This is a genomic window from Streptomyces hokutonensis, from assembly GCF_042751305.1.
In the GTDB taxonomy this organism is placed as follows: Bacteria; Actinomycetota; Actinomycetes; order Streptomycetales; family Streptomycetaceae; genus Streptomyces; species Streptomyces hokutonensis_A.
Genome location: NZ_JBHYWD010000003.1, coordinates 34990 through 53632, shown reverse-complemented (window position 1 = coordinate 53632; position 18643 = coordinate 34990). Strand labels below are relative to the sequence as shown.

Below are 18643 nucleotides of genomic sequence, written 5' to 3'. Positions count from 1 at the left end.
CTCATGGCCAATGTCGTACGCGCCGCTCTGGTCCAGGCCACCTGGACCGGCGACACCGAGTCTATGGTGGCGAAACACGAGGAACACGCCCGCGAGGCGGCCCGTCAGGGTGCCAAGATCATCGGGTTCCAGGAAGTGTTCAACGCCCCCTACTTCTGTCAGGTCCAGGAACCGGAGCACTACGACTGGGCCGAGCCGGTGCCCGACGGGCCGACCGTGCGTCGTATGCAACAGCTCGCGCGCGAGACCGGCATGGTGATCGTCGTCCCGGTCTTCGAGATCGAGCAGGACGGCTTCTACTACAACACCGCGGCCGTGATCGACGCCGACGGCACCTTCCTCGGCAAGTACCGCAAGCACCACATCCCGCAGGTCAAGGGCTTCTGGGAGAAGTACTACTTCAGGCCGGGCAACGCCGGCTGGCCCGTCTTCGACACCGCCGTCGGCAAGGTCGGCGTCTACATCTGCTACGACCGCCACTTCCCCGAGGGCTGGCGCCAACTCGGCCTCAACGGCGCCCAGTTGGTCTACAACCCGTCCGCCACCTCACGCGGCCTCTCCGCCTACCTCTGGCAGCTGGAGCAGCCCGCCGCGGCCGTGGCCAACGAGTACTTCATCGCCGCGATCAACCGGGTTGGACAGGAGGAGTACGGGGACAACGACTTCTACGGGACGTCGTACTTCGTCAACCCGCGAGGCCAGTTCGTCGGCGACGTCGCCAGCGACAAGGACGAGGAACTCGTCGTCCGCGACCTGGACTTCGGGCTGATCGAGGAAGTCCGCCAGCAGTGGGCGTTCTACCGCGACCGTCGTCCCGACGCCTACGAAGGGTTGGTGCAACCGTGACCAAGGATCTGCTGGGACGGCACAAGGCCGTGCTCCCGGACTGGCTCGCCCTCTACTACGACGACCCGCTCGAGATCACGCACGGCGAGGGCCGGCACGTCTGGGACGCCGAGGGCAACAAGTACCTCGACTTCTTCGGCGGCATCCTCACCACCATGACCGCGCACGCGCTCCCCGAGGTCACCAAGGCGGTGAGCGAGCAGGCCGGGCGGATCCTCCACTCGTCCACGCTCTACCTCAACCGGCCGATGGTCGAACTCGCCGAGCGCGTGGCCCAGTTGTCCGGCATCCCCGACGCCCGCGTCTTCTTCACCACCTCGGGCACCGAGGCCAACGACACCGCCCTGCTGCTCGCGACCTCGTACCGGCGCAGCAACCAGATCCTGGCGATGCGCAACAGCTACCACGGCCGCTCCTTCAGCGCGGTCGGCATCACCGGCAACCGCGGCTGGTCCCCGACCTCGCTCTCCCCGCTCCAGACGCTGTACGTCCACGGCGGTGTGCGCACGCGCGGACCCTACGCCCACCTGTCCGACGCCGAGTTCATCGCCGCCTGCGTGGCCGACCTGAAGGACCTGCTCGGTCACGTCCGTCCGCCCGCCGCCCTCATCGCCGAACCGATCCAGGGCGTCGGCGGGTTCACCTCCCCGCCCGACGGGCTCTACGCCGCCTTCCGCGAAGTCCTCGCCGAACGCGGGGTGTTGTGGATCGCCGACGAGGTGCAGACCGGCTGGGGCCGCACCGGCGACCACTTCTGGGGCTGGCAGGCACACGGCCAGAACGGTCCGCCGGACATCCTCACCTTCGCCAAGGGCATCGGCAACGGCAGCTCGATCGGCGGCGTCGTCGCCCGCGCCGACATCATGAACTGCCTGGACTCCAACAGCATTTCGACCTTCGGCGGCACCCAGATCACCATGGCGGCGGGCCTCGCCAACCTCACCTACCTCCTGGAGCACGACCTCCAGGGCAACGCCCGGCGCGTCGGCGGGCTCCTCATCGAGCGGCTGCGGGCCGCCGCGGCGAAGCATCCCGGCGTACGGGAAGTGCGCGGACGCGGACTGATGATCGGCATCGAACTCGTGAAACCGGGCACCGACGAGGCCGATCCGCAGGCCGCCTCCGCCGTGCTCGAAGCGGCCCGCGAGGGCGGGCTGCTGATCGGCAAGGGCGGCGGCCACGACACCAGCGCCCTGCGCGTCGCCCCGCCGCTGTCCCTCACCGTCGCGGAGGCCGAAGAGGGCGCCGCCATCCTCGAACGGGCTCTGGCGAGCACGCAGTAGCAGCAGTACGAGCAAGGGAAACGCGTTATGGCCACCACCCTCGACCCCCTGGAACCCGCTCTGTCGGTCCGTCAGGTCCTCGCCCTGGAACGGGTCCTGGCCGGGGAACCCGAGGTGGTGGCCGGCGCGAGCCAACTCGACCGCGCCGTGCGGTGGGTGCATGTCGCCGAGGCCGCCGACGTCGGCGTCATGCTCAGCGGCGGCGAGATGATCCTCACCACCGGTGTCCTGCTCGCCGGCGACGAGGGCGCCCAGGCCGAGTACATCCAGTCCCTGCACCGCGCGGAGGCCTCGGCTGTCGTCCTCGGTCTCGGCCGTGCCTTCCCCGCCCCGCCGGACGTGATGCGCCGCGCGGCCGAGCGGTGCGGGCTGCCGATGGTGGTGCTCCACCGACCCTTCCCCTTCGCGGAGTTGACGGAGGAGGTCCAATCCCGGCTGGTACGGCGGAAGTTCGCCGCCGTCAGCCTCTCCGAGGCGGTACGGACCGCGCTCACCGGACTCATCACCGCCGGTGCCCCACTGCAGAGCCTGCTCGACGAGGTCGCCGCGCACAGTGCCTGCCCCGTGGTCGTCACCAACCTCGCGCACCGCGTCCTCGCCACGGCGGGGGAGCGGTCCGCCGTCGACGACGTGCTGCGCGACTGGGAGCGCATCTCCCGGCAGGCAGGCGGCAGCGAGGGCGACGGCTGGATCCGCGCCGAACTGGGCGGACGCGGCGAGCGCTGGGGCCAGATCATGCTGTGCGGCCACCGCGGCGACACCGCCACCGGCCGTCTCCTCGCCGACCGCGCCGCCGAGGCCCTCGTCCTGCACCGCATGCTCGGCGGCTCCGCCCACACCTGGGAGGAACAGTCCGCGCAGAGCCTGCTGACCGACCTGGCGAGCGGAGTCGTACCGGCCCGCCAACTCCTGCCCCGCGCCCGGGCCGCAGGACTCCCGGTCAACCGCCGCACCTTCGTCCCGATGGTCGTACGCGACGGCGACACGGCCCAACTCGACCGGGTGCTACGACTGTTGGGGCTGCCAGGACTCGTCGCCGAACTGGCCGACGGCGTCACCGCCGTCCTGCTCAGCCTGCCCCGGGACCAGGACGCGGACGCCCTCGCCGCGCACTTCGCGAGCCGACTGCGCACGGAATCCGGGGCGTTGAAGGCGGTGGTGGCCGCCGCCGGACCGCGCACCGTCTGGGACGACGTGCCCGCCGGGCTGCGCGAGGCACAGCACGTCGCCGACGCCGTGGCCGACTCCAGCGACGCCCTCGAACTCCCCACCGTCGTACGCCTCAAGGACGTCCATCTGCGCGGCCTGATCCGGCTGTTGCGGGACGACCCGCAGGTGCAGTCGTTCGCCGAGCGGGAGTTGGACGGGCTGCTCTGCGCTGCCGACGAGGATCTGCTCGCCGTACTGCGCACGTATCTGGCCACCGGCCGCAACAAGTCGCGCACCGCTCAGCTCCACCATGTCTCACGGCCCGCGCTGTACCGCCGGCTGGAGGCGATAGAGGGCCGGCTCGGGGTGGACCTCGACGACTTCGAGCAGGCCGCGTCGGTGCACATCGCGCTCCTCGCGCACGACGCGCAACAGGGGTGAAACATGGGACTACCTGCGAAAACGGCGGTGAAACATGCGGCCACGACAGGGTGACACCGTGGAACGCCAAGCGTCCGCAGACGTGACACCGTGCACCTCAAACCGGACTTCAGGGCTTCCTAAGCTCCTCGCACACCTAGCGACCGGAGGTCCCGATGAGCACCGTGATTCGTGCCGCCCTGTTCCAGACAGCCTGGACGGGCGACAAGGAGTCCATGATTCAGGTCCACGAGCAGGCGGTGCGCGACGCCGCCGCGCAGGGTGCTCAAGTCCTGTGCTTCCAGGAGCTGTTCTACGGACCGTACTTCTGCCAGGTCCAGGACAAGGCGTTCTACGAGTACGCCGAGGCGATCCCGGACGGCCCCATCGTCAAGCGCTTCCAGGCGCTCGCCAAGGAACACGGCATCGTCCTGGTCCTGCCGATGTACGAGGAGGAGCAGCCCGGCGTCCTCTACAACACGGCCGCCGTGATCGACGCGGACGGCTCCTACCTCGGCAAGTACCGCAAGCACCACATCCCCCAAGTCCCCGGATTCTGGGAGAAGTTCTACTTCCGCCCGGGCAACAGCGGCTGGCCGATCTTCGACACCAAGGTCGGCAAGATCGGTGTCTACATCTGCTACGACCGGCACTTCCCGGAGGGCTGGCGTGCGCTGGGTCTCGCGGGCGCCGAGATCGTCTTCAACCCGTCGGCGACCTCGCGCGGCCTGTCGGCGTACCTGTGGCAGCTGGAGCAGCCGGCCGCCGCCGCCGCCAACGAGTACTTCGTCGGCGCCATCAACCGGGTCGGTGTCGAGGAGCTCGGCGACAACGACTTCTACGGCACGACCTACTTCGTCGACCCGGAGGCCCAGTTCGTGGGCGAGGTGGCCAGCGACAAGGAGCCCGAACTCGTCGTCCGCGACCTGGACTTGGCCAAGCTGCGGGAAGTCCGCGACCGCTGGCAGTTCTACCGCGACCGCCGCCCGGACGCGTACGGACCGTTGACCGCACCGTAAAACGCCCTGGGTTCCCGCGCCCCGTCTTCAGGGGCGCGGGGCAGCGTCCATGAGCGGCTTCGCCGCGAGGCGCGCCCAGCCCCCACAGACCCGCACCAGACCACAATCCAGCGGAGTCAAAACAATGAGCACCCGTACCGTCATCCGCGGCGGCCTAGTAATCACCGCGTCCGACGAACTCCACGCCGACGTCCTGATCGAGGACGGCCGCATCGCAGCCCTGGCCACCTCCGGTACCCCGACGGCCGACGCCTGGACCGCCGAGCGGGTCATCGACGCCACCGGGAAGTACGTCATCCCGGGCGGGGTCGACGCCCACACCCACATGGAGATGCCGTTCGGCGGCACCAAGGCCGCCGACACCTTCGAGACCGGCACCCGGGCCGCCGCCTGGGGCGGTACGACGACCATCGTGGACTTCGCCATCCAGAACGTGGGCGGAGCGCTCCGCGAGGGCCTCGACGCGTGGCACGCCAAGGCCGAGGGCAACTGCGCCATCGACTACGGCTTCCACATGATCGTCTCCGACGTCAACGAGAACACCCTCAAGGAGATGGACCTGCTGGTGCAGGAGGGCGTCACCTCCTTCAAGCAGTTCATGGCCTACCCGGGCGTCTTCTACAGCGACGACGGCCAGATCCTGCGCGCCATGCAACGTGCCGCCGACAACGGCGGGTTGATCATGATGCACGCCGAGAACGGCATCGCGATCGACGTCCTGGTCGAGCAGGCGCTGGCGCGCGGCGAGACCGACCCCCGCTACCACGGCGAGGTCCGCAAGGCTCTCCTCGAAGCCGAGGCCACCCACCGGGCGATCAAGCTCGCGCAGGTCGCCGGAGCACCCCTCTACGTCGTGCACGTTTCGGCCATGGAGGCAGTGGCCGAGCTGGCCAAGGCGCGCGACGAGGGCCTCCCCGTCTTCGGCGAGACCTGTCCGCAGTACCTGTTCCTCTCCACCGACAACCTCGCCGAGCCCGACTTCGAGGGCGCGAAGTACGTGTGCAGCACGCCCCTCCGTCCCAAGGAGCACCAGGCCAAGCTCTGGCAGGGCCTGCGCACCAACGACCTCCAGGTGGTCTCCACCGACCACTGCCCCTTCTGCTTCGTGGGCCAGAAGGAACTGGGCCGGGGCGACTTCTCGAAGATCCCCAACGGCATGCCGGGCGTCGAGAACCGCATGGACCTGCTCCACCAGGGCGTCGTCGACGGCCACATCAGCCGCCGCCGCTGGATCGAGATCGCCTGCGCCTCCCCGGCACGGATGTTCGGCCTCTACCCGAAGAAGGGCACCATCGCCCCGGGCGCCGACGCCGACGTCGTCATCTACGACCCGCACGCCGAGCAGACCGTCTCCGCCGAGACCCACCACATGAACGTCGACTACTCGGCCTACGAGGGCAAGCGCCTCACCGGCCGCGTCGAGACCGTCCTCTCGCGCGGCGAACTCGTCATCACCGAGCGGGAGTACACCGGGCACGCGGGCCACGGCGTCTACACCCCGCGCTCCACCAGTCAGTACCTCAACTAGGAGTGGCGCACATGGACTTCGGACTCGTCCTGCAGACCGACCCGCCGGCCTCGCGGGTCATCAGCCTGATGAAGCGCGCCGAGCGCAACGGCTTCACCTACGGCTGGACCTTCGACTCCGCCGTGCTGTGGCAGGAGCCGTTCGTGATCTACAGTCAGATCCTGGCCAACACCACGAAGTTGACGGTCGGCCCGATGGTCACCAACCCGGGCACCCGCACCTGGGAGGTCACCGCCTCCACCTTCGCCACCCTGAACGACATGTTCGGCAACCGCACGGTCTGCGGCATCGGCCGCGGCGACTCCGCGATGCGCGTCGCGGGCCGCACCCCGAACACCCTGGCCCGGATCAGCGAGGCCATGAAGGTCATCAGGGCGCTCGGCTCCGGCCAGGAGGCGGACCTCGGCGGCACGGTCATCAAGTTCCCCTGGGCCAAGGAGGACGCCCAACTCCCGGTCTGGATGGCCGCGTACGGCCCCAAGGCCCTGAAGATGACCGGCGAGGAGGCCGACGGCTTCATCCTCCAGCTGTCGGACCTCTACCTCACCGAGTACATGGTGAAGGCGGTCAAGGACGCGGCCGTCGCCGCCGGACGCGACCCGTCCGAGGTCAAGATCTGCGTCGCCGCCCCGGCCTACGTCACCGAGGACGACTCGCCCGAGGCGCTCGCCCACGCGCGCGACCAGTGCCGCTGGTTCGGCGGCATGGTCGGCAACCACGTCGCCGACCTCGTCTCCAAGTACGGCGAGCACTCCGCCGCCGTACCCGAGGAACTCACGGACTACATCAAGGCCCGTGAGGGGTACGACTATTCGCACCACGGCCGTGCCGACAACCCCGACACCGCCTTCGTGCCCGACGAGATCGTCGACCGGTTCTGCATCATCGGATCGGCCGAGAAGCAGATCGAAAAGCTCAACGCCCTGCGCGAGTTGGGCGTCGACCAGTTCGCCGTCTACGACATGCACGACGCGCAGGAAGCGACGATCGACGCCTACGGGTCGAAGGTGATCCCGGCCGTCAACGGCTGACGCACACCCGCACCACCGCTCAACTCCCCGTCCCCCCACTCCAGTTCTCCCCCTCCCTCACCGTCCTGAGGGAGGGGGGCCGGAGCCCCGCACGGCCTTTCCGGACCCACCTCATTGATTGGCCTGCCCATGACCGACACCGCTCCCACGGCCATAGAGCCGACCGCTCAAGTCACCCTCGCCGACGGGCGGGTGGAGATCGCCCCCGGATCTCCGCAGCCCAGCGGGCCGTACGCCAACGACGATCTGCTGCCGGTTCCCGTCGAGAAGCGCACCTGGACCACGTACAACTTCTCCGCGCTGTGGGTCGGCATGGCCCACAACACGGCCTCCTGGACCCTGGCCTCGGGGCTCATCGCCGTGGGCATGGACTGGAAGCAGGCGGTGTTCACCATCGCCCTGGCCAACCTGATCGTGCTCGTGCCGATGCTGCTCACCGGGCACGCGGGACCGAAGTACGGCATCCCCTTCCCGGTCTTCGCGCGCGCCTCGTTCGGTGTGCGTGGCGCCAACCTCCCTGCTGTAGTCAGGGCGTTGGTGGCCTGCGGCTGGTTCGGCATCCAGACCTGGATCGGCGGTGAGGCGATCTTCTTCCTCGCCGGCAAGCTGATCGGGGACAGCTGGGCCAACGCCTCGCAGATCGGCGGGTACGCCTGGACGATGTGGCTGTCGTTCGCGCTGTTCTGGGCGCTCCAAGTGGCCATCATCTACCGGGGCATGGAGACGATCCGCCGCTTCGAGAACTGGGCGGCGCCCTTCGTGCTCGTCGGCGCGTTCGTGATGCTGTGGTGGATGAGCAGCAAGGCCGGCGGCCTCGGCCCGCTCTTCGACCAGCCGTCCAAGCTCGGTTGGGGCGGCAGCTTCTGGAAGCTGTTCTGGCCCTCGCTCATGGGCATGATCGGCTTCTGGTCCACGCTGTCGCTGAACATCCCGGACTTCACCCGCTACGGCAAGAGCCAGAAGGCCCAGACATGGGGCCAGGCGCTTGGTCTGCCGACCACCATGACGCTGTTCGCGTTCCTGTCGGTGCTGGTCACCTCCGGTTCGCAGGCCGTCTACGGCAAGGCGATCTGGGACCCGGTGCAGCTGGCCGCCAAGACGGACAACGTGGTCGGTCTGCTCTACGCGCTGGTGACCGTCCTGGTGGCGACCCTGTCCGTGAACATCGCGGCCAACCTGGTCTCGCCCGCCTTCGACTTCTCCAACATCGCGCCCCGGAAGATCAGTTTCCGCACCGGCGCCCTGATCACCAGCGTCCTCGGCGTGCTGATCTTCCCCTGGAAGCTGTACTCCGACCCGCAGGGCTACATCTTCACCTGGCTCGGTCTGGTCGGCGGTCTGCTCGGCACGGTCGCCGGCATCCTCATCGCCGACTACTGGATCCTGCGCCGCGGCAAGCTCGACCTCACCGACCTGTACAAGGCGGGCGGCCGTTACTGGTACGACGGCGGCTGGAACTGGCGGGCCGTCGTCGCCTTCCTGGTGGGTGGCGTACTCGCCGTGGGCGGCGCCGACTTCCACCCGCTGATCGACGGCCGGCCGATCCCGTGGCTGTCCTCGCTCGCCGACTACGGCTGGGCCGTGGGCCTGGGCACGTCGATGGCGCTCTACGTGCTGCTGACCGTGCTCACCGGAAGGGAGCCGGTACCGGAGCCGGCGACGGAGCCCGTCGACGCGTAGATCTCGGAGGGCGCCGGGGCTAGCCGGCCTTGGCGCCCTCCAGCGCGGTCACCGCTTCCTTCGCGGCCTTGATCGCGCCCTTGTTGATGACGTCCGTGCTCGGCGCCTTCTTGTTCTCGAAGTCGCTGCCGTTGTACGTGATGGTCACCAGCGCGTTGCCCGCGCGGACGACGACCGTGCCCTCACGCGTCTGCTGCTTGTCCTCTGTGGTGAGGTTCACGATGGAGTAGGCCGCGTCCCCGAGCCCGGGCACCACTCCGCCGCCGCTCTTCTCCGTAGTCGTCTCGGTGTACGACTTTTTCGCCGCTTCGTCCGATTCCGTGATCTCGTACGACACGTCGAGCCAGCGGTAGTCGTATCCCTTGAGCGCGTTCCACGAGCAGGTGCGGCGCACCTTCGTGTCCGTCGACGGGATCTCCTTGCCGGCCGTCTTGGCGCCCGGCACCAGTGACTTGAGCGTCGCCACCGTCACACTTCCGCACGGGGCGGGGGACGTGGAGTACGCCTTGACCACGGGCGCCGTCGACGGCGCCGAGGTCCCGGACGAGGAGTCGGACTCGGGCGTCGCCTTGTGATCGGCGGTCGTCGTCGCGGCGAACGGACCGGACGTCAGGGCCCAGCCCATCGCGGCGAGCACGACGACCGGCGACAGACGCGCGGTGAGAGCGAGCGGCAGAGGAAGAGAACGCAAGTCGCACTTCTCGTGGGGGAAGGGTGCGGAGCGGGTCCGCACTGCGGACGGGGACGCCAGTGTCACATGACTCCCTGTGAGGCGGAAGTATGAACTCGCTCCGTGCCTGTGCGGTGACAGTGCCCGACTGTGGACGCGTTGTGTGTCCTCTTATGTCCACCAGTCAGGCGCGAGCGGCGGGTATCCGCATCGTCGTCTCGATCCGTTCGACGGCCGCGAACGCACCGTACGCCACGAGCCGCACGAGACTCGCGTCACTCCGCGACGGCTCCCGCCAGGCGGCCACGTCCTCCTCCGTGATCCGGTACGGCGCGAGCGCGGCCAGCACCGCCAGCCGCGCGGCCGGCCGCTCCCGCCGGTTCGGGAAGCCGCGCAGCACGACCGGCGGATGCCCCCCGTCCCAGGCCCACAGCGTCTCCCGTACGAGGGTCAGGTCGTCCGTGTCGAGAAGGTCCGCGCCCGCGAGCGCCGCCGTGCGCAGGGCGTCGTAGGCCGGGCCCACCGGGGTTCCGGCCGCCCAGTCCGGACCGGGGCCCGGCGCGTCGAGCAGGGGGAGCGCCGCTCCCGGTACGGCGCCGCGGCGCACGGTGCGGGCCACGCTGCGGCCGGCGAGGCTGCGTACGGCCCGGAACCGCTGGGCGTTGCCCGGCAGGAGCTGCTCGGTCAGCAGGGCCGACACGATGCGGTTGATGAAGTGGAAGGCGAGGGCGGTGCCGAGGTAGGCGGGTGCCTGATCGGGCGGGAACGGGTACGGCGCCAGGGTCGCGCCCGGGACCCGGGTGCGGCGGCCCCAGTCGAGCACGCGCGCGTGCTCCTCGTTCTCCGGTGTGCCGCCGCGCGCCAGGTGCTCGGCGAGGGCGTGGTCGCCGGTGGCGTGCAGCAGGACGGTGTGCGCGTCGGCGCAGAACGGGCACTTGTTGGCGAGCGAGACACCGAGGGCGGCCAGCTCCTTGCCGGTGCGGCTGCCGTCGCCCGCGATCAGCGACTCGCGCATCAACGCCCAGGCGGGCGCGAGGAGTTCGGGCACGGAGGACAGGACCACGAAGGTCGGGGGGCGGTCAATTCCGAAGTCGACGGCGATCTGGTCGAAGACCTCGGCGGTGCGGCCCGTGGCGGACTTCGCGGACTTCGGCGACGGGGGCCGGGTATGGCGGAAGTGTGTGGTCATGGCAGCAGCGTGCGCCGCCCGGGTGCCTCCGGTCGTCGTACGGCCGAAGGGAGTCGACGCTGCGTCGGCCTGGTGGCGCGGGCCCGGAAAGTACTGCGTGGGGAGTAGTCCAGGAGTTGTCCACAGGGCTGACGCCCGCGTGGGCGCGGCGGTCTACTGTGCGGTCATGAGCGGGTACCCGGTCGATGTGACCCCACGCAGGCGCCTCGCCGACGTTTCCCTCGCGGTCGTGATCGGCGCCCTCGTCATGACCGTCGCCGCCTTCGACGCGGACACGACCGCCGTCGACTACGCGCTGATCGTCCTGGCCTCGGCGGCCCTGGCGTTCTACCAGACGGCTCCGCGCGCGGTCCTCGCCGTGTCCACGGTGGCGGAGGCGGTCTACGTCCTGCACGCACACCCGGGGCCGGTCGCCGGTCTGCCCGTGCTCGCCGCCATGCACACGGCGGCGCGGGTGGGACACCGCGGCTGGTCGGCCGGAGCGGGCGGGCTGTTCCTGGCCGCGTACTTCGCGACGGGACCCACGACCCAGCAGGTGGTCGAGCGGACCGCGCTCATCGCCGGCTGGTTCCTCTGCGCGGTGGTGACCGGCCTCGCCGACCGCAACTGGCAGGCGTATCTCCGTCAGACCGAACAGCGCGCCCTGGAGGCCGAACGCACCCGCGAGGAGGTCGCGTTGCGCCGCGCGGGTGAGGAACGCCTGCGCATAGCAAGGGAGTTGCACGACTCCCTCACCCACAGCATCTCGATCGTCAAGCTCCAGGCGGGCGTTGCCGTCCACCTCGCCCGCAAGCGCGGCGAGGAGGTGCCGCCCGCGCTGCTCGCCATCCAGGAGGCGGGCGGCGAGGCGATGCGGGAACTGCGGGCCACCCTGGAGATCCTGCGCACCACCGAGGAGCCTACCGGCACCCCTGAGCTGCTCGTCGAGCGGGCCTGCGCGGCCGGCCTCGCCGTCGAACTCGCGGTGACGGGCGAGGAGCGCCCCCTCGCGGCGACGGTCGACCGCGCGGTGTACCGCATCGTCCAGGAGGCCCTGACCAACGCGGCCCGGCACGCTGGCCCGGCCAAGGTCAGCGTCCAACTCGACTACGGCGAAGAGGACTTGACGATACGGGTGGAGGACGACGGGGCGGCCGACCCCGACTGTCCGCCGAAGCCGGGCATCGGCCTCACCGGCATGCGCGAACGCGTCACGGCGTTGGGCGGCACCCTGCACACCGCCCCGCGCGCGGAGGGCGGCTTCGCGGTACGGGCCGAACTGCCGCTGGGGGAGGCGGGATGATCCGGGTCGTGGTCGTGGACGACCAGGCGCTGATGCGCGCGGGCTTCCGCGCCCTCCTCGAGGCCGAGGACGGCATCGAGGTGGTGGGCGAGGCGGCCGACGGCGAACAGGGCGTGGCCCTCGTCCGCGCCCAACTTCCCGACGTCGCGCTGATAGACGTACAGATGCCGGTGATGACGGGCATCGAGGCGACCCGCCGCATCGCCGCCGACCCCGCCCTCGCCGCGGTCCGGGTCGTCATCCTCACCAACTACGGCCTGGACGAGTACGTCTTCGAGGCGCTGCGGGCGGGCGCCAGCGGCTTCCTCCTGAAGGACACCGACCCGGCGGACCTGCTCCAGGCGATCGGGATCGTCGCCGGCGGCGAGGCCCTGCTCTCCCCGGCGGTCACCCGCACCCTCATCGGCGAGTTCGTCTCCCGGCCCCCCGACCGCTCCACCGCCACCGGCCTGGAACACCTCACCCGCCGCGAACGCGAGGTCACCGCCCTGGCCGCCCGCGGCCTCACCAACGAGGAGATCGCCGCCCACATGGTCATCAGCCCGTTTACGGCGAAGACCCACATCAGCCGGGCCATGACCAAGCTCGGAGCCCGAGACCGGGCCCAACTCGTAGTGTTCGCCTACGAGTCGGGCCTCGTGACGGCCCGCGCGCCGGAATCCCGTCGGAAGGAGGAGCCGCACGCCCCGCTACCCACGATCAGCCGGCCGTCCTCGTGAGTTCGAGGAGCAGGGCCCGCTGGGGGTTGAGGTTCGGCAGGGGCAGGCCTGCGAGGGTGAGCAAAGAGCCGGGCAGCGACAGCCCGTCGTCGAGGGCTGCGGAGAACCAGGCGGGATCCGCCACCTCGTGGAACGACGGCAGGCCCAGCTCGGTGCGCACCCGCACCCGATAGATGGCTTCCGCGTCGAGGGCGGGCAACGGCACGCGTCCGTACTGGCCCTCGGGGGACGTGGCGAGCCGCGCCCAGCAGCACAGCGCGGCCGAATTGTCGTGGGCCACGACTCCGTGCAGCGGGGTCGACTCGTCGGTGAGGTCGGCGCGGACCGTGCGACCGTCGTGGAGCAGTCGGCGGAGTTCGAGGTGGGGCGCGGTCCACGCGGTGAGGCGGGCGAGTTCCTCGGGGAGCCGCGGGTGAGGTCCTGTTTGATGCCCGCGTGGCCGAACAGGGCTGTGGTCAGGCGGAGTTGGTCGGAGCTGACGCGGTCCGTGGTGTGGCTGGTGCGCGGGCCCACGTGGGTGCCGACCAGTTCGGGGGGCAGTAGTTGCGCGGTCCAGCGCTGGATGGTCTGGCGTTCCACCGGGTCGTTGCAGTCAGAGGCCCAGACCCGGTCGGTCCGGTCCAGGATGCCCAGGTCGATCCGTCCGCCACCGGCGGCGCAGCTCTCGATCTCCAGGGCGGGATGGCGCTCCCCGAGGGCGTCCATCAGCCCGTAGAGGGCCACTGCCTGGGCGTGCGCCACGGGGCGGTCGGCGGCGGAGTGCACGGTCTCGTGGAGTTCCCGGTTGTGGTCCCACTTGAGATAGGCGATGGCGTACTTCTCCACGAGTGCGTCCAGCGCGTCCAACAGGTACTGCCAGGCATCGAGGTTGGCCAGGTCCAGCACATGCTGGTGGCGGGCGGCCGGGCCGACCCCGCGGGCGGGGCCCAGCACCCAGTCAGGGTGCCCGCGGGCCAGGTCGGAGTGGAGGTTGATCATCTCCGGCTCCCCGGTCGATAGTCTGCTGAACGATCAGGACGACCACGCGCGTGACCACCGAGGTGAGACATGTCCTTCACCACCCGCCCCACCCTCCAGGGCACCTTCGGCATGGTGTCCTCCACCCACTGGCTCGCATCGCAGTCGGCGATGGCCGTCCTGGAGGACGGCGGCAACGCCTACGACGCCGCCGTCGCCGGGGCCTTCGTGCTGCACGTCGTCGAGCCGCACCTCAACGGCCCGGCCGGCGAGGTGCCCGTCCTGCTCGCCCCGGCGGGCGGCGAGGTCCGGGTGCTGTGCGGACAGGGCGTCGCACCCGCCGGAGCCACGATCGACCACTACAGGGGACTCGGTCTGGATCTCGTACCCGGCACGGGCCCGCTCGCCGCGGCCGTCCCCGGCGCCTTCGACGCCTGGATGCTGCTGCTCCGCGACCACGGCACGAAGTCCCTCGCCGACGTCCTGAAGTACGCCATCGGATACGCCGAGGACGGGCACGCGTGCGTGGAGAACGTCGGCGCGACCGTCGAGACCGTACGGGCACTCTTCGAGACGGAGTGGACCTCCTCGGCGGAGGTGTACCTGCCCGGCGGGAAGGCACCCCGCCCCGGAGAGCTGTTCCGCAACCCCGCCCTCGCCGCCACCTGGAAGCGGCTCCTTGCCGAGGTCTCCGGGTCGGGGGACCGGGAGGCCCAGATCGAGGCGGCGCGGGCGGTGTGGCGGTCCGGGTTCATCGCCGAGGCCCTGGTACGGCAGTCCGGGCGGCCCACCATGGACACCAGCGGCGAGCGCCACACCGGCACCCTCACGGCCGCCGACCTGGCCTCCTGGTCCGCGTCCTACGAGACCCCGGTGACGTACGACTGGAACGGCTGGACCCTCTGCAAGGCAGGCCCCTGGAGCCAGGGCCCGGCCTTCCTCCAGCAACTCGCGCTTCTTCCGCCCGAGTTGCCCGCCTACGGGTCCGCCGACTACGTCCACTTCCTGATCGAGGGCTGCAAGCTCGCGATGGCGGACCGGGAGGCCTGGTACGGGGACGCGGGCGAAGAGGCCGTACCGCTGGGGGAGTTGTTGTCGGCGGACTACAACGCGGCGCGGCGGGAGCTGATCGGCGACAAGGCGTCGTACGAGCTGCGGCCCGGCAGTCCCGGAGGGCGCGTTCCGCGGCTGAGCGGGCACGCGCGCGTGGTGGCTCCTGCGGAACTGGGCTTCGACCCGATGGGGGCGGGGGAGCCGACCGTCGCGCGGGTCACGGCCGACGGCGGTACCCGGGGCGACACCTGCCACCTCGACGTCGTCGACCGCTGGGGCAACATGATCGCGGCCACGCCCAGCGGCGGCTGGCTCCAGTCGAACCCGGTGGTGCCCGAGCTGGGCTTCCCCCTCGGCACCCGGCTGCAGATGGCCTGGCTGGAGCCGGGGCTGCCCAACTCCCTTGCGCCGGGCCGCCGTCCGCGCACCACGCTCACCCCGTCGCTCGCCCTGCGCGACGGAGTCCCAGTGCTCGCCTTCGGGACACCCGGCGGGGACCAGCAGGACCAGTGGCAGCTGCACTTCTTCCTGGCGGTCGCCACGCGCGCGAAGACACGCGGCGGCCTCGACCTCCAGGGCGCGATCGACGCCCCGAACTGGCACAACGACAGCTTCCCCGGCTCCTTCTACCCGCGCGGCATGCGACCGGGCAGCGTGACCGTCGAGTCCCGCATGGACGCGACGGTGGTGGAGGAGCTGCGGCGGCGCGGCCACGACGTGACCGTCGGGGACGCCTGGTCGGAGGGGCGACTGTGCGCGGTCGCCCGGGACCCGGCGGCCGGAATTCTCTCGGCGGCGGCGAATCCGCGGGGCATGCAGGGGTATGCCGTGGGGCGCTGATGCGCCCAGCGATTCGGACGGTGATCGCGAATCCGGGTGTTCATGGTGATTCCACCCGGAGTGCACCGGGCGGGTGGGGATTGTCAGTGGCCCGTGCTCTCATGGAGACATGATCGAAGACACCGAAACCATCGACGAGTTTCTCGTACAGCACACGGCCGACGTCGAGGACGCGATCCGCAAGGCGGCGGCGGCCGAGATCATGCCCCGCTTCCGGCAGCTCGCCGCGCACGAGATAGACCAGAAGAGCGGCCCGCACGACCTGGTCACGGACGCCGACCGCAACGCCGAGCGGCACCTCACGCAGGTGCTCGGCGCCCTCCTGCCCGGCTCCGTCGTGGTCGGCGAGGAAGCGGTGCACGCCGACCCGGAGACCTACGAGGCGCTCCAGGGCGACGCCCCGGTCTGGATCGTCGACCCGGTCGACGGGACCCGCCAGTTCGTGCGCGGCGAGACCGGCTTCTGCACGCTGGTCGCGCTCGCCCGGCAGGGCGAACTGCTCGCGTCCTGGACCTACGCCCCCGCCCGCGACCAGCTGGCCACGGCGGTGAAGGGCGGCGGCGCCTTCCTCGACGGCGTCCGGCTGCGCTCCGGTGGCCCGGACCCCGCCCGGGACCTGGAGGTGGCCACCTCCCACCCGGACTACACGACGGACGCCCAGAAGCGCGCCCTGCTCGGCCTCTGGGCGGACGGTGTGCGCACGCGCCCGTGCGGCTCGGCCGGACTGGAGTATCTCGCCATCGCCAAGGGCGAGTTGGACGCCACCGCCTTCAGTTGGGAGGCCGCCTGGGACCACGCGGCGGGCCTGCTCCTCGTCGAGGAGGCGGGCGGCGCCCACCTCACGCTCACCGGAGAGCCGTTCCGCATCACGGGCGGCAACGCACTGCCGTTCACGGCGGCCCGGGACGCGGCGACGGCCCGACGCGTGATGGAGCTGCTGAGGACGTCGTAGGGTCACGGGTTCCGCACACTGGACGGACCGGCCCCGGGGTTGTCAGTGCCGCGGCATATCCTGACCCTGAGTTGCCATCGGCTGACGAAGGGGTCCGAAGGTGCCGTCGATGCTCGATGCGGTCGTGGTGGGTGCGGGGCCGAACGGACTGACGGCTGCCGTGGAGCTGGCCCGGCGCGGTTTCTCCGTGGCCGTGTTCGAGGCCCGGGACACCGTCGGCGGCGGCGCCCGCACCGAGGAGCTCACCCTCCCCGGCTTCCGGCACGACCCCTGCGCGGCGGCGCACCCTCTCGGAATCAACTCGCCGGCGTTCCGCGCCCTGCCCCTGGAGCGCTACGGCCTGGAGTGGCTGCACGCCGAGCTGCCTATGGCGCACCCGTTCACCGACGGCAGCGCGGCCGTGCTGTCCAGGTCGGTCGCGGAGACGGCCGCCTCCTTCGGACCGCGCGACGCGGGGGCGTACCGCAGGCTGGTCGAGCCCTTCCTCCCCAAGTGGGACACCCTGGTCCGCGACTTCATGTCCCTGCCGCTGACCTCGCTGCCCCGCGACCCGGTCACCCTTGCCCGCTTCGGTCTGGCCGGACTGCCCCCGTCGACGTGGCTGACCAGCCGCTTCAAGGACGAGCGCGCCAAGACCCTGTTCGCCGGACTGGTCGGCCATGTCATGGCCCCGCTCAACGGCTTCGCCACCGGAGCCATCGGCCTGGTCTTCGCCCTCGCGGCACACGCGCGCGGCTGGCCGGTGGCCCGCGGCGGCTCCCAGTCCATCTCGGACGCCCTGGCCGCCTACCTCAAGGACCTCGGCGGCGAGATCCACACCGACTACGAGGTCAAGCGCCTCGATGACCTCCCTCCGGCCCGCGCCTACGTCTTCGACACCTCGCCCACCGCCCTGGCGAAGATCGCGGACTTGGGCAACTACTACGAGAACTTCCGCTACGGCGCGGGCGTCTTCAAGATCGACTACGCCCTGGACGGCCCGGTGCCCTGGACCGCCAAGGAGGCGCGCACCGCCGGAACGGTACAGATCGGTGCCGACAGCACGGAGATCGGCAACGCCCTGCGCGCCGCGTCCCGGGAGAACCGCGCCCCCGAACGCCCGTTCATGATCACCGTGCAGCCCAGTGTCGTCGACCCCACCCGGGCCCCGGCCGGCAAGCACGTCTTCTGGGCCTACGGCCATGTCCCCAGCGGCTGGACCGGCGACCTCACGGACGCCCTGGAACGCCAACTGGAACGCTTCGCCCCGGGTTTCCGCGACCGCGTCCTCGCCCGCGCGACCGCGGGCCCGCCCGAACTCGCCGCCCGCAACGCCAACTACGTCGGCGGCGACATCGGCGCCGGCGCGGTCTCCGGCCTCCAGATCCTGCTGCGCCCCAAACTCTCCCTCTCCCCCTACGGCACCCCGCACCCGGCCGTCTTCATCTGCTCCTCGGCGACCCCGCCCGGCCCCGGTGTGCACGGCATGTCGGGCCACAACGCGGCGAAGGCCGTCTGGCGCAGACTGAGGCAGTCATGACCACCATCAAGTTCGTCCAGGGCGACATCACCCGCCAGACCGCCGACGCGATCGTCAACGCGGCCAACTCCTCACTCCTGGGCGGCGGAGGCGTGGACGGCGCGATCCACCGCCGGGGCGGCCCCGCGATCCTGGAGGCCTGCCGCAAACTCCGCGCCTCGCACTACGGCAAGGGCCTTCGTACAGGCCAGGCGGTCGCGACGACGGCGGGCGAACTGGACGCCCAGTGGGTGATCCACACCGTGGGACCCGTCTACTCCCGCGACGAGGACCGCTCGGACCAACTCGCCTCCTGCTACCGGGAGTCGCTGCGCATCGCCGACGAACTCGGCGCCCGTACGGTCGCGTTCCCAGCCGTCTCCGCCGGGATCTACGGATGGCCGATGGACGACGCCGCGCGCATCGCCGTAGAGACCGTGCGGGCGGTGGAGACGTCGGTCGAGGAGGTCATGTTCGTGCTCTTCGACGAGGCGGCGTACGAGGCGTTCGGTCGGCAGGTCCCCTGA

16 protein-coding genes and 1 pseudogene are annotated in these 18643 nt (G+C 70.7%); 13 read left to right on the top strand and 4 right to left on the bottom strand.

The window, feature by feature from the left end; all coding sequences use genetic code 11:
* The first annotated feature begins 3 nt into the window (after window positions 1-3).
* The 7 genes from ACFXC1_RS10120 to ACFXC1_RS10090 all read left to right on the top strand — a co-directional run bounded on the left by ACFXC1_RS10120 (window position 4) and on the right by ACFXC1_RS10090 (window position 8956).
* Window positions 4-846 carry a nitrilase-related carbon-nitrogen hydrolase gene (locus tag ACFXC1_RS10120; RefSeq protein ID WP_019071245.1) on the top strand — a complete coding sequence of 281 codons (843 nt, stop codon included), beginning with the start codon at window positions 4-6 and terminating at the stop codon, window positions 844-846.
* On the top strand, window positions 843-2129 hold the full coding sequence (locus ACFXC1_RS10115) for an aspartate aminotransferase family protein (RefSeq protein ID WP_381241223.1): 1287 nt from the start codon (window positions 843-845) through the stop codon (window positions 2127-2129). The genes ACFXC1_RS10120 and ACFXC1_RS10115 overlap by 4 nt, the downstream gene beginning before the upstream one ends.
* A gap of 27 nt (window positions 2130-2156) precedes the next feature.
* Window positions 2157-3719: a PucR family transcriptional regulator gene (locus tag ACFXC1_RS10110; protein ID WP_381241221.1), complete on the top strand. Its 1563-nt coding sequence runs from the start codon at window positions 2157-2159 to the stop codon at window positions 3717-3719.
* 155 nt (window positions 3720-3874) lie between these two features.
* Complete coding sequence (locus tag ACFXC1_RS10105) at window positions 3875-4717, top strand: nitrilase-related carbon-nitrogen hydrolase (protein WP_019071248.1); 843 nt, start codon at window positions 3875-3877, stop codon at window positions 4715-4717.
* A 124-nt stretch (window positions 4718-4841) separates the two neighbouring features.
* Window positions 4842-6245 (top strand): dihydropyrimidinase, encoded by a 1404-nt coding sequence (gene hydA, locus ACFXC1_RS10100; protein WP_381241219.1) that lies wholly within the window; start codon window positions 4842-4844, stop codon window positions 6243-6245.
* 11 nt (window positions 6246-6256) lie between these two features.
* Complete coding sequence (locus tag ACFXC1_RS10095) at window positions 6257-7276, top strand: TIGR03842 family LLM class F420-dependent oxidoreductase (RefSeq protein ID WP_043678720.1); 1020 nt, start codon at window positions 6257-6259, stop codon at window positions 7274-7276.
* 129 nt (window positions 7277-7405) lie between these two features.
* A complete protein-coding gene (locus tag ACFXC1_RS10090; protein WP_381241218.1) occupies window positions 7406-8956 on the top strand; it encodes an NCS1 family nucleobase:cation symporter-1 in 1551 nt (516 codons plus the stop codon).
* A gap of 19 nt (window positions 8957-8975) precedes the next feature.
* On the opposite strand, the gene ACFXC1_RS10085 is transcribed toward ACFXC1_RS10090, so the two are convergent.
* Window positions 8976-9647 carry a hypothetical protein gene (locus tag ACFXC1_RS10085; RefSeq protein ID WP_381241217.1) on the bottom strand — a complete coding sequence of 224 codons (672 nt, stop codon included), beginning with the start codon at window positions 9645-9647 and terminating at the stop codon, window positions 8976-8978.
* A 163-nt stretch (window positions 9648-9810) separates the two neighbouring features.
* Window positions 9811-10815: a carboxymuconolactone decarboxylase family protein gene (locus ACFXC1_RS10080; protein ID WP_381241216.1), complete on the bottom strand. Its 1005-nt coding sequence runs from the start codon at window positions 10813-10815 to the stop codon at window positions 9811-9813.
* Between the two features lie 166 nt (window positions 10816-10981).
* On the opposite strand from ACFXC1_RS10080, the gene ACFXC1_RS10075 reads away from it, so the two are divergent.
* Both ACFXC1_RS10075 and ACFXC1_RS10070 read left to right on the top strand, forming a co-directional pair.
* The gene (locus ACFXC1_RS10075) at window positions 10982-12097 is read left to right on the top strand and encodes a sensor histidine kinase (RefSeq protein WP_381241215.1); all 1116 of its coding nucleotides are present in this window, start codon (window positions 10982-10984) and stop codon (window positions 12095-12097) included.
* Window positions 12094-12816, top strand: coding sequence for a response regulator (locus ACFXC1_RS10070; protein WP_381241213.1), 723 nt, complete (start codon window positions 12094-12096; stop codon window positions 12814-12816). Before ACFXC1_RS10075 ends, ACFXC1_RS10070 begins: the two co-directional genes overlap by 4 nt.
* Here ACFXC1_RS10070 and ACFXC1_RS10065 read toward each other — a convergent pair.
* Both ACFXC1_RS10065 and ACFXC1_RS10060 read right to left on the bottom strand, forming a co-directional pair.
* Window positions 12797-13096: a GH36 C-terminal domain-containing protein gene (locus tag ACFXC1_RS10065; RefSeq protein WP_381241212.1), complete on the bottom strand. Its 300-nt coding sequence runs from the start codon at window positions 13094-13096 to the stop codon at window positions 12797-12799. The two genes, ACFXC1_RS10070 and ACFXC1_RS10065, sit on opposite strands and share 20 nt — an antisense overlap.
* A gap of 188 nt (window positions 13097-13284) precedes the next feature.
* A pseudogene (locus ACFXC1_RS10060) lies at window positions 13285-13794 on the bottom strand (alpha-galactosidase); the annotation flags it as partial.
* A 69-nt stretch (window positions 13795-13863) separates the two neighbouring features.
* Between ACFXC1_RS10060 and ACFXC1_RS10055 the strand changes: the two are divergent.
* The 4 genes from ACFXC1_RS10055 (at window position 13864) to ACFXC1_RS10040 (ending at window position 18643) form a co-directional block, all read left to right on the top strand.
* A complete protein-coding gene (locus ACFXC1_RS10055; protein ID WP_381241210.1) occupies window positions 13864-15666 on the top strand; it encodes a gamma-glutamyltransferase family protein in 1803 nt (600 codons plus the stop codon).
* 109 nt (window positions 15667-15775) lie between these two features.
* On the top strand, window positions 15776-16618 hold the full coding sequence (locus ACFXC1_RS10050) for an inositol monophosphatase family protein (protein ID WP_381241208.1): 843 nt from the start codon (window positions 15776-15778) through the stop codon (window positions 16616-16618).
* Window positions 16619-16727: 109 nt separating this feature from the next.
* Window positions 16728-18137 carry a phytoene desaturase family protein gene (locus tag ACFXC1_RS10045; protein ID WP_381241206.1) on the top strand — a complete coding sequence of 470 codons (1410 nt, stop codon included), beginning with the start codon at window positions 16728-16730 and terminating at the stop codon, window positions 18135-18137.
* Complete coding sequence (locus ACFXC1_RS10040) at window positions 18134-18643, top strand: O-acetyl-ADP-ribose deacetylase (protein ID WP_381241204.1); 510 nt, start codon at window positions 18134-18136, stop codon at window positions 18641-18643. Before ACFXC1_RS10045 ends, ACFXC1_RS10040 begins: the two co-directional genes overlap by 4 nt.